The following is a 10,042-nucleotide window of genomic DNA, read 5'->3' as shown; positions in this document are numbered from 1 at the left end:
GGGGGCTCCCCGCATTCACCACCCACCCCACCGACCCCCGGGACACACCCACCGGACCCGCCACCACCGGCACCAACCCCTCACCCGTTGAACCCCTTCCCGCCACCGCCTATGGTCGAGGACCAGGGTCCCGAGACGTCGAGGAGGAGCCGTGCGGCAGACCAGCCTGATGGCAGCAGTGATCGCAACGACCGCCCTGGTGCTGGCCGGTTGCGGCCAGGACGGCGACGAGGGCGCCGTGGTCGAGGAGACGTCGGCCGCCGCGGAGGCCGGTGCCGCCACCCGCGCCGTGCTCCAGGACGCAGAGGGCACCGAGGTCGGCAGCGTCCGTTTCTCGCAGGTCTCCGCAGGCACGGAGGTCGTGGCCGAGGTGCAGGGCCTGGAGCCGGGTTTCTACGGCCTGCACGTGCACGGAGCCGGTCTCTGCGAGCCGGACAGCAGCGCACCGGGCGACCCCGGCACCACGGGAGCCTTCCTCTCCGCCGGCGGCCACCTCGGGAGCGAGGACGCCGATCACCCCGAGCACGCGGGAGACCTCCCTGCCCTGCTCGTGACCGAGGACGGGCTCGGGTTCCTCACGACCGTCACCGACCGCTTCGGCGTCCAGGACCTCGTGGCCGACGGCGACGGCAGCGCCGTGATGATCCACTCGCGCCCCGACAACCACGCCAACGTCCCGGAGCGCTACGCTCCCGGCGGCCCCGACGAGGACACCCTGCGCACCGGCGACGCCGGGTCCAGGCTGGCCTGCGGCGTCGTCGAATGACCGCGGCCCGGCCCGTCGGCGGGCGAGGCCCCGTTCCCGCGGCGGCGTCCTTCGCTACCCTGGGAGCGTTCCTGCCGCACGCCTGAGAGAGGGGTCTCCCACCATGCCCGACGCCAGTCCCGCCACCGCCCGGATCAACGGGGTCACCATGGCCTACACCGACCGGGGGGAGGGCCCGGTGCTGCTCCTGCTGCACGGTCATGCCTACGACCGGAGCATGTGGGCCCGGCAGGTCGAGGTGTTCGCGGGCCGCGGCTGGCGGGTGATCGCCCCCGACCTGCGCGGCTTCGGCGAGTCGGAGGTCACCGAGGGGATCGTCTACACCGAGGAGTTCGCCGACGACGTCGCCGGACTGCTCGAGCACCTCGCCGTCGACCGCGCAGTGGTGGTCGGGTTCTCCATGTCCGGTCAGATCGCCATGGAGCTCCTCCACCGGCACCCCGGCCGGGTCCGGGCGCTGGTCGTCAACGACACCGTCCCTCAGGCGGAGGACCTGGCCGGCAGGCGGCGTCGTCACGTCACGGCGGACGCCATCCTGTCCGGCGGCATGGAGGTCTACGGCCGCAACGTCCTGGCCAAGATGGTCGCCGAGTCCACCGTGGAGTCCCGCCCCGAGGTGGCGGCCGAGGTGCTGGCCATGCTGCAGAGCGCCCCCGCGAAGGGCGCCGCCGCAGCGATGCGGGGGCGCGCCGAGCGGCGGGACTTCACCGAGCTGCTCCGCGGCGCGCGGATCCCCGTGCTGGTCGTGGTGGGCGCGGACGACGCCTTCGACGGCGGCGCCGCCCGGCGGATGGCCGAGCTGGCGCCCGGGGCGGAGCTCGTCGTCGTCGCCGCGGCCGGGCACACCCCGAACATCGAGCAGCCCGCAGCGTTCGACGACGCCCTGGACGCCTTCCTGCGCCGTCTGGACGCCTGAGCACGACCGCACCGCGGCGTCACCTTCCCGCACCCCGTGCACCCGGGCGGCACCGCCGCCCCGGGGGTACGGGGTGTCCTGTTCTCCGAGAGAGAACCGGTGACATCCCGGCGGGGTAATCAGTATGCTGTTGAGATCAGTGCACGACGAGAGGAGTGGACATGACCGAGACGAACAACGGCAACCCGGAGAACGCCGACCGCGAGGCGGTGGACCAGCTCGCATTCCAGAACCCCGTGACGCGATACCCCGTCCTGTCACCCCCGGAGCAGGACCAGCCCGAGCCGGGCCTGGACATCGAGCTCGAGCCGAAGACCGATCGCGGAGAGTTCTCCTACCGGGGGACCGGCCGCCTGGAAGGGCGCAAGGCCCTGATCACCGGGGCGGACTCGGGCATCGGTGCGGCCGTCGCCATCGCGTTCGCCAAGGAGGGCGCCGACGTCGCGCTCAACTATCTTCCCGACGAGGAGCCCGACGCGCAGGTGGTCAGGGCGGTCATCGAGAAGGCCGGCCGCACGGCCGTCCTCCTCCCCGGCGACCTGACCGACAAGGACTTCTGCGAGACCCTGGTCGAGAACGCCGTGAACGGACTGGGCGGGCTCGACATCCTCGTCAACAACGCCGGAAAGCAGGTGGCGGTGGAGAGCCTCGAGGACCTGAGCGACGAGCAGCTGGTGGACACCTTCACCGTCAACATCCTGGCGATGTTCCGGATCACCAAGGCGGCGCTGCGGCACCTGCCCGAGGGGTCCTCCATCATCAACACGACCTCGATCCAGGCCTACCAGCCGTCACCGGAGCTCCTGGACTACGCCTCCACCAAGGCCGCGATCAACAACTTCACCAAGGGCCTCGGCCAGCAGCTGGCGCCCAAGGGCATCCGCGTCAACGCGGTGGCCCCCGGGCCGTTCTGGACGCCCCTCCAGGTCTCGGACGGGCAGCCGAAGGATGCGCTGCCCGAGTTCGGGCAGTCGACACCCCTCGGCAGGGCGGGTCAGCCCACCGAGCTGGCCCCGGCCTACGTCTTCCTCGCCTCGCCCGAGTCCAGCTACGTCATCGGCGAGACCCTCAACGTCAACGGCGGCAGCCCGTCGCCGTGAGCTCCTCCCGCCCGTGATCGCCGCGCGGCGGCGCGCCGATCGGGCCGAGGGACTTGGCTCCGCGGAGCCTTCGACCTAGGCTGAGACCAGCCCGCACCATCAGTGGACTTATGAAATGTTCCAGAAAGGCGGAATCATGACCACCAACCCCTATGACCCGACTCGCGTCGAGGCCGGCTCGAGCCACGCGGCCGAGACCGGTACCCCCTCCAAGAAGGACGTCGTGGCGGACAGGAGCAAGGCCGAGGCCAACCAGCTGAAGCACGAGGCCGCCGACTCCGGCCAGCGCGTCAAGGAGACGGCCAAGGAGCAGGCAGGAGCCGTCAAGCAGGAGGCCACCGTCCAGGCGCAGAACCTCCTCGGTCAGCTCAGGAGCGACCTCAGGGAGCAGATGGCCCCGCAGCAGGAGCGCATCGCCTCGAGCGTCCGCTCCGTCAGTGACGAGATCAACGCCCTGTCCCGCGGCGAGAAGCCGGAGACGGACTTCGTGACGGGCCTGCTCGGCAACGTCTCCGGCCGCGTCGACTCCGTGGCCTCGTCCCTGGAGAACAAGGACGCCCGGGACCTGCTGGAGGACGTCCGCCGGTTCGCGGCCCGCCGTCCCGGCACCTTCCTGGCCGTCGCCGCCGGCATCGGGCTCCTGGCAGGCCGCGCCACCCGCGGCGTCAAGGACAGCGACGAGGTCGCGACCGACCGCCAGGGCGCCAAGGAGTTCTTCGGCGTCTCCGGCCAGCAGGGCCAGGGCACCTCGGCCGGAGCGGGCGTCGCCACGGGCGCCGTCTACGACCAGGGCTACGACCGCAACCTCACGGCGACCGAGACCTCGGGCTACACCCCGGCCGACCCTTACGCCTACCGCTCCGACGAGCAGGGCGAGGCGGCCCGCACCTACACCGACCGCGTGCCCGGCACCGTCTACCCGGATCAGGAGGGCGACCGTCGATGAGCCACCCCATCCCCCCCTCGGACGCCGAGGACAGGGCGGAGCACGAGTCGCTCGGTGAGATGTTCAAGTCGCTGAGCACCAACCTCTCCACCCTCATCCAGCAGGAGATCGCGCTCGCCAAGGCCGAGACGACCCAGGCCGTGCAGGAGGCCAAGCAGTCCGCCAAGGACACGGGCAAGGGCGCCGGCATGCTGGCCGGGGCCGGCGTGGCCGGGCACTTCGTGCTGCTCTTCCTCTCCCTCGCCCTCATGTGGGGGCTGAGCAACCTCGTGGACAGCCTCGTCTGGGCCTCCGTCATCGTTGCCGTCCTCTGGGCCGTCATCGCCGGCATCCTCGCCGCGATCGGCAAGAAGAACCTCAACAAGGGTTCGCAGGAGATGACCGAGGCGACCCAGGATCCGCTGCCCCTGACCCGCGAGACCGTCTCCGAGATCCCGGACACCGTGAAGCCCTCCAAGAAGGAGAACCGATGAGCCAGCAGAACCCCGAACAGATCCGCGCCGACATCGAGGCCACCCGTGCTCGACTCGGCTCCGACGTCGACGCCGTCGCCGAGAAGGTGACGCCCGAGCGCGTCGTCGACCGGCAGAAGGACAAGGTGCGCGACAAGGCGAAGGGCGTCCGCGAGCGCATCATGGGAGCGACCGACGACGCCTCCGACCACGGCCGGCACCTCAGGGAGGGCGTGCAGGACCGTGCGGGCGACCTCAGGGAGGGCGTGCAGGACCGTGCGGGCGACCTCAAGGAAGGCCTGCAGGGCGCCCCGGCCACGGCCAAGGCCAAAACCCGTGGCAACCCTCTGGCGGCCGGCCTGATCGCCCTCGGCGCCGGTTGGCTCGTCGGTTCCATGCTGCCCTCCACGCAGAAGGAGCAGGAGCTCGCCGCCGACGCGGCGGACCGGATCCAGCCCCACGCCCAGCACGCGGTGGACTCCGCCAAGGGCATGGCGCAGGAGGTCGCCCAGGACCTGAAGGAGCCGGCCCAGGAGGCCGCGCAGTCCGTCAAGGAGACCGCGCAGTCCGGAGCCCAGGAGGTCAGGTCGCAGGGCCAGGACGAGGCTCAGCAGCTGAAGTCCTCGGCCCAGGGTTCGGCGCAGTCCGTCAAGGACGAGACGCAGAACTCCTGAACCCCACCCGGCCGCACCGCGGCCGGGCCCGGTGACGCACCGGCACGAGAAAGGCCCCGGATCGACGATCCGGGGCCTTCCTCGTGCCGGTGCCCGGCCCGGTGGGCGCGGCGCCCGTCAGTGTCCTCGGTGCCCCAGGTCCACCTCGCTGATGACAGCGGTGTAGTAGCCGAGCAGGTATCCGCGCTCGTTGGGGTGGAGGTTGTTGGGGTCCCTGGGATCGGTCGGGTTGAGGAAGATCCACGGGTCCGCGGAGTCGGCGGCGTGGCCGTCGAAGAGATCCGCTACGTGCACGAACTGGGCGGCGTCCTCCTTCTCCACCGCTTCTTCGAGGGCGTCGTTGAGGTCGTCGGTCAGGTCGTTGAGCGCCTCGGCCCGCTCGGGGGAGATCACCGGGCTCTGCTCGTCGGCGCTGAACAGGCGGGGATAGCCGAGCACGACGACCTGTCCACGCGTCCCCGCGTCGATGGCCGCGACCGTCTCGCCGGCCGACTCCGCGGCCGCCTCGATGCGCTCGGGCGCGGAGGCGATGGCGAGGTCGCAGGCAGCGGCGGTGCCCTGCAGGCTGCAGGCCCGGATGATGTCGATCCAGCCGACGTCGTTGCCGCCCAGGGTGAGGGTCACCAGCTCGGCCCTCCTGAGGGCAGCGCGCACAGGCTGCAGGGAAGCGATCTCCTGTACCCGGTCCGTGGTCGCCCCTGCGCAGGCGCCGTCCAGCAGCAGGTCCACGCGCCTCCTCCCGTCCAGGGCGGAGACGTGGTCCGGGCCGTCCCCCTGGAGGCACTCGGGCCCCAGGGGCGACGCCGCGATGCCGCCGGTACCGATGGCCGCGGAGTAGGAGTCGCCGAGATTGACGTAGTCGATCCGCTTCGAGTGCCCATGCCCGTGCCCGTGGCCGTGCCCGTGGCCGTGGCGCTCGCTGCTGTGGCCGCGGTGCTCGGCGGCATGGCCCTGGTGCGCGGCGGCCGGTGCGGTGCCGAGCAGGCTCAGGGCGGCGGCCGCAGCGACGACGGAGGCAGCGCGGCGGGGAAGAGAGGCTGACATGGCGGGGCCTTCCAGGAAGAGGGAACCAGGCCCGGCCGCCGTCGGCGAGCCGGATCCGGCGCGAGCCTCCACGACGACGCCCGCTGGGCCAGAAGCTACCGCCGGGGGGTTGTCGATGAAAGGGTTGCGGCAGGATCCGGCGCCCAGGCCTCCGAGAGGGTCGCCATGGAACGTAACACCTGGTCGGAGGTGGGTGAGGCGGGGGCGATCATGAGCTCGTCGGCCTCCGCCGTCGCGGCGAAGTCCTCCAGGTAGTCCCGGACCTCGGCGCCCGTGCCCGCGACCGACCAGTGCAGCATGTGCAGGATCTGCTGTCCGGCGGGGCTGTCCATGACCATGTCCAGCTCGGCCTCGCTCAGCTCGCGGTCGCGGCCCACCATGGCCCGCACCCGTTCGCGCCGGGCGGTCTCCCACTGCTCGGCGGCGTCCTCGGTGCTGTCCGCGGCGATGACGTTGACGGCCGCGATGACGTACGGCTCCGCGAGCTGCTCGGAGGGCCGGAAACCGGCGCGGTAGGCGGCCACGGCGTCCGCGAGGGCGTCGGGGGCGAAGTGGGACGCGAAGGCGTAGGGCAGGCCGTAGGCGGCGGCGAGCTGGGCGCCGAACAGCGATGAGCCCAGGACCGTGAGGGGCACGTCCGTCCCGGCGCCCGGTACGGCGCTGACCCCCGGGACGATGGAACGGCCGTTGAGATAGCCCTGCAGCTCGCGGACGTCCCGCGGGAACTGCTCGGCGGCGGAGGGTTCTCGGCGCATGGCCCGCACCGTCCGCAGGTCCGTGCCGGGGGCCCGGCCCAGACCCAGGTCGATGCGCCCGGGGTGCAGCTCGGCGAGCGTGCCGAACTGCTCCGCGATCACCAGGGGGGAGTGGTTGGGCAGCATGACGCCGCCCGCGCCCAGGCGGATGCTCTCGGTGTGCGCCGCGACGTGGGCGATCAGCACGGCCGGGGCCGAGGAGGCGATCGTGGGCATGTTGTGGTGCTCCGAGTACCAGACCCTCAGGTACCCCAGCCGCTCGGCGTGCTGGGCGAGCCGCACGGAGTCGGCGAAGCTCTCGCCCACGGACGAGCCCTTGCGGACGGTGGCGAAGTCGATGACGGACAGGGGCAGCGGCACGGCGGACCTTTCACGGGGATTCGGAGACCCTCCACGCTACTCCTCTCCGCCCGGGGCCGCCGTGGCGGAGCGCACACCGCGCGCCGCCCGGGACGCGCCGCGCGCGGTGTCGGCGGCCGCGGCTACGCTCGGCAGCATGATCGACCCCTCGACCCCGTTGCCGGAGACCGAGCTGTTCGAGCTGCCGCGGGAGCGCGCCGAGATCGCCCCCGGTGCCGTCCACGTCCCGGGCTGGCTCGGGCTCCAGGAGCAGCGGGAGCTCGTGCTCCGCTGCCGGGAGTGGGCCGCGGGCCCGGCGCCCCTGCGGCACGCGGTGCTCCCGGGAGGCGGCCGGATGTCGGTGCGCTCCACGACACTGGGCTGGGACTGGGCGCCCTACCGCTACCTGCGCACCGGGGAGCGCAAGCGCGCACCGGACATGCCCCCGTGGTTGACCGAGCTGGGCCGCCGGGCCGTGCTGGAGGCCTACGGGCCCGGCAGCCCGGACGCGCAGGACTACCGGCCGGACACCGCCCTCCTGAACTTCTACGACGCCGCCGCCCGGATGGGCATGCACCAGGACAAGGACGAGGCCTCCGCCGCGCCGATCGTCTCGCTCTCCCTCGGCGACGCCTGCGTCTTCCGCTTCGGGAACACGCAGACCCGCTCGGCGCCGTACCGGGACGTGGAGCTGCGCAGCGGCGACCTCTTCGTCTTCGGCGGTCCCTCCCGCTACGCGTTCCACGGGGTGCCGCGGGTCCGTCCCGGCACGGGGGCGGCCGCGCTGGGCATGAAGGGCGGACGGCTGAACCTGACCCTCCGGATGACGGGACGGTCCGGGCCGGACCGCTGAGCCGCGTGCCAGACTGGCGGCATGGAGCTCCCCGACCCCGCACCGGCCCATCTCATCGACCCGGCGGCACCGGACGCCGAGGACGTCGACGCCTACCGTTTGCTCGCCGCGGACATCGCCTCCGGCGTGGCGGTCGTGGCCGCCCGGCACCGGCGGCGTGACGTCGCCGCGACCGTGACCGGGTTCCTCGACGTCTCCTACGATCCGCCCACCATGCTCGTGAGCCTGTTCGAGGAGGGGCGGATCTGCGACGCCGTGGAGTCCTCCGGCGCCTGGACGCTCTCCGTGCTGCGCCGGGAGCAGGAGGGGGCCGCCAACTGGCTCGCGAGCCCGGGCAACCCCGTCGAGGGCCTGCTGGACGGCGTGGCCTTCCGGCGCGCGCCGCACTCGGGCGCGCCCGTGCTCGACGGGGCCCTCGCCTGGTTCGAGCTCTCGACCGTGGCCGTGCACCCCGCCGCGACGCACCGGATCGTCGTGGGCGAGGTGACCGCGATGGGCCGCGGGATCGACGAAGCGCAGGCGGACGACCCGCTGGTGCACTACGCCCGCGGCTACCGCGGCCTGACCCGGTGACCCGGGGGCCGCCGGACACGACGGCGGCGCCCGTGCAAGACTGTGACGTCGGGTGTCCCCGCCCCGCCGGTGGCGGGACCGGTTGACTCCCGCTCCGGTTCTGGTCGTAGCGTGGACGGGCGGGGCCGCCCGGCGGCACCGCTCCCGCGGCTCTCCACGGCTCTCCACGGAAGGACTCTCATGGCGGCCCAGCACCACGAACGCCGGCCTCGCCGAGGACACGACGACGGCGCGCCCGCCGGCGGCGCGCCGGAGCAGGTGCCCGAGCGGGCGGGGGAGGAGCCCCGGCTGAGCGCGGTGCCCCGGCCCGGCCCCCCGGCCGAGCGAGCGGCCGCGGAGGTCGCCGACCTGGAGATCCCGGCCGGCCACCTCCAGGACCTCCAGCACGTGGGCGAGGCGTTCAAGGCGGCCTTCGCCCACCACCCGGCGGGGGTCGCCATCATCACCGCGCGCGGCCCTGAGGGGCCGGTGGGCCTGACGGCGTCCTCGGTGTCCTCCGTGTCGGCCGTCCCACCGATCCTGGGCTTCTCGCTGCAGGCCCGCCAGGGCTCGGCCGCGGTGCTGGCCGAGGCCGACTCCTTCCTGGTGCACCTGCTGGACGCCGAGAACCTGGGACTCGCACGGTCCTTCGCCGTCTCCGGGGCTCCGCGCTTCGGTCCGGACATGCCCTGGGAGTACCTGGAGACGGGGGAGCCCCGGCTCCTGGCCGTCGCCCGGGTCCTGCGCGCCATCCCGCTGGCCCGGATCAAGGCCGGACCCGCCCTCGTGTTCAACGCCGCCGTGGTCGACGTCCTCGGTCACGAGGGCACGGGCGTGCCGCTCGTCTACCACCGCCGCCGGTTCCACGAGCTCAACGACCGCTCCGCCCTGGACCCGGAGGGCTGAACGCCCCGCGGCGGGAGCCGCGCGCTGTCACGGGCATGTTCCGCGACATTGTTGTTGACACATCACCAAGGTGCTCCTAGAGTAGTTGACGAAGCAACCACCTGTTCGTCGCGCACCAAGGAGAACACCATGTCCCAGCCCAACGGTCTCGTCCCCGGTTCCTGGACCTTCGACCCCGCCCACTCCGAGGTCGGCTTCACCGTCCGCCACGCCGGCATCTCCAAGGTGCGCGGCACCTTCGGCGAGGTCGACGCGCAGCTCGAGGTCGCCGACCCGATCGAGAACTCGACCCTGAACGCCACCGTCCGGATGGCGAGCATCGACACGAAGAACGCCGACCGCGACGCCCACGTGCGCAGCGCCGACTTCTTCGCTGTCGAGGAGTACCCCACGATGACCTTCACCTCGACCGCCGTGGCGTTCGACGGCGAGGAGGGCACGATCACCGGTGAGCTGACCATCAAGGACGTGACCCGCACCGTCGAGCTCGCCACCGAGTTCAGCGGCGTGGTCGTCGACGCCTTCGGGGTGACCCGTGCCGGTTTCTCCGCCGAGACCACCATCTCCCGCAAGGATTTCGGCATCACCTGGAACGCCGCGATGGAGGCCGGCGGGGTCCTCGTCTCCGACAAGGTCCTGATCAGCCTCGACGTCGCGTTCACCGCGCCCCAGGACGACCCCGAGACGACCGTCGAGGGCCAGGAGGCCGTCTCGGCGCAGGCCTGATCCCCGACGAGCG

General features: G+C 72.6%; 12 protein-coding genes. 10 read left to right on the top strand and 2 right to left on the bottom strand.

Annotation, left to right across the window (positions count from 1 at the left end):
- Nucleotides 1-151 precede the first annotated feature (151 nt).
- The 6 genes from ABD220_RS13855 to ABD220_RS13830 all read left to right on the top strand — a co-directional run bounded on the left by ABD220_RS13855 (nucleotide 152) and on the right by ABD220_RS13830 (nucleotide 4,854).
- Nucleotides 152-766: a superoxide dismutase family protein gene (locus ABD220_RS13855; RefSeq protein WP_344123495.1), complete on the top strand. Its 615-nt coding sequence runs from the start codon at nucleotides 152-154 to the stop codon at nucleotides 764-766.
- Nucleotides 767-869: 103 nt separating this feature from the next.
- Nucleotides 870-1,682, top strand: coding sequence for an alpha/beta fold hydrolase (locus ABD220_RS13850; RefSeq protein WP_344123493.1), 813 nt, complete (start codon nucleotides 870-872; stop codon nucleotides 1,680-1,682).
- Nucleotides 1,683-1,843: 161 nt separating this feature from the next.
- Nucleotides 1,844-2,782, top strand: coding sequence for an SDR family oxidoreductase (locus ABD220_RS13845; RefSeq protein ID WP_344123491.1), 939 nt, complete (start codon nucleotides 1,844-1,846; stop codon nucleotides 2,780-2,782).
- A gap of 136 nt (nucleotides 2,783-2,918) precedes the next feature.
- Nucleotides 2,919-3,728: an ATP synthase subunit B family protein gene (locus ABD220_RS13840; RefSeq protein WP_344123489.1), complete on the top strand. Its 810-nt coding sequence runs from the start codon at nucleotides 2,919-2,921 to the stop codon at nucleotides 3,726-3,728.
- Nucleotides 3,725-4,201 (top strand): phage holin family protein, encoded by a 477-nt coding sequence (locus tag ABD220_RS13835; protein ID WP_344123487.1) that lies wholly within the window; start codon nucleotides 3,725-3,727, stop codon nucleotides 4,199-4,201. The genes ABD220_RS13840 and ABD220_RS13835 overlap by 4 nt, the downstream gene beginning before the upstream one ends.
- Nucleotides 4,198-4,854 (top strand): DUF3618 domain-containing protein, encoded by a 657-nt coding sequence (locus ABD220_RS13830; protein ID WP_344123485.1) that lies wholly within the window; start codon nucleotides 4,198-4,200, stop codon nucleotides 4,852-4,854. Before ABD220_RS13835 ends, ABD220_RS13830 begins: the two co-directional genes overlap by 4 nt.
- 117 nt (nucleotides 4,855-4,971) lie before the next feature.
- Here the strand turns inward: ABD220_RS13830 and ABD220_RS13825 are convergent, their stop codons facing one another.
- Nucleotides 4,972-5,898: an SGNH/GDSL hydrolase family protein gene (locus ABD220_RS13825; protein WP_344123483.1), complete on the bottom strand. Its 927-nt coding sequence runs from the start codon at nucleotides 5,896-5,898 to the stop codon at nucleotides 4,972-4,974.
- Between the two features lie 95 nt (nucleotides 5,899-5,993).
- Nucleotides 5,994-7,013, bottom strand: coding sequence for an LLM class flavin-dependent oxidoreductase (locus tag ABD220_RS13820; RefSeq protein WP_344123481.1), 1,020 nt, complete (start codon nucleotides 7,011-7,013; stop codon nucleotides 5,994-5,996).
- A gap of 136 nt (nucleotides 7,014-7,149) precedes the next feature.
- Here ABD220_RS13820 and ABD220_RS13815 point away from each other — a divergent pair, with 136 nt between their 5' ends.
- The 4 genes from ABD220_RS13815 (at nucleotide 7,150) to ABD220_RS13800 (ending at nucleotide 10,029) form a co-directional block, all read left to right on the top strand.
- Complete coding sequence (locus tag ABD220_RS13815; protein WP_344123480.1) at nucleotides 7,150-7,845, top strand: alpha-ketoglutarate-dependent dioxygenase AlkB family protein; 696 nt, start codon at nucleotides 7,150-7,152, stop codon at nucleotides 7,843-7,845.
- A 21-nt stretch (nucleotides 7,846-7,866) separates the two neighbouring features.
- Nucleotides 7,867-8,418, top strand: a complete 552-nt coding sequence (locus ABD220_RS13810) for a flavin reductase family protein (protein ID WP_344123479.1) — start codon at nucleotides 7,867-7,869, stop codon at nucleotides 8,416-8,418.
- Nucleotides 8,419-8,598: 180 nt separating this feature from the next.
- Entirely contained in the window at nucleotides 8,599-9,303 is a 705-nt protein-coding gene (locus ABD220_RS13805; RefSeq protein ID WP_344123477.1) for a flavin reductase family protein, read from the top strand.
- A 129-nt stretch (nucleotides 9,304-9,432) separates the two neighbouring features.
- Complete coding sequence (locus tag ABD220_RS13800) at nucleotides 9,433-10,029, top strand: YceI family protein (protein ID WP_344123476.1); 597 nt, start codon at nucleotides 9,433-9,435, stop codon at nucleotides 10,027-10,029.
- The last annotated feature ends 13 nt before the right edge of the window (nucleotides 10,030-10,042 follow it).

Origin of the sequence: Kocuria aegyptia, from assembly GCF_039530085.1 — a bacterium.
Taxonomy (GTDB): domain Bacteria; phylum Actinomycetota; class Actinomycetes; order Actinomycetales; family Micrococcaceae; genus Kocuria; species Kocuria aegyptia.
The sequence above is the reverse complement of the archived record's forward strand: the minus strand, read 5'-3'. Positions and strand labels throughout refer to the sequence as shown.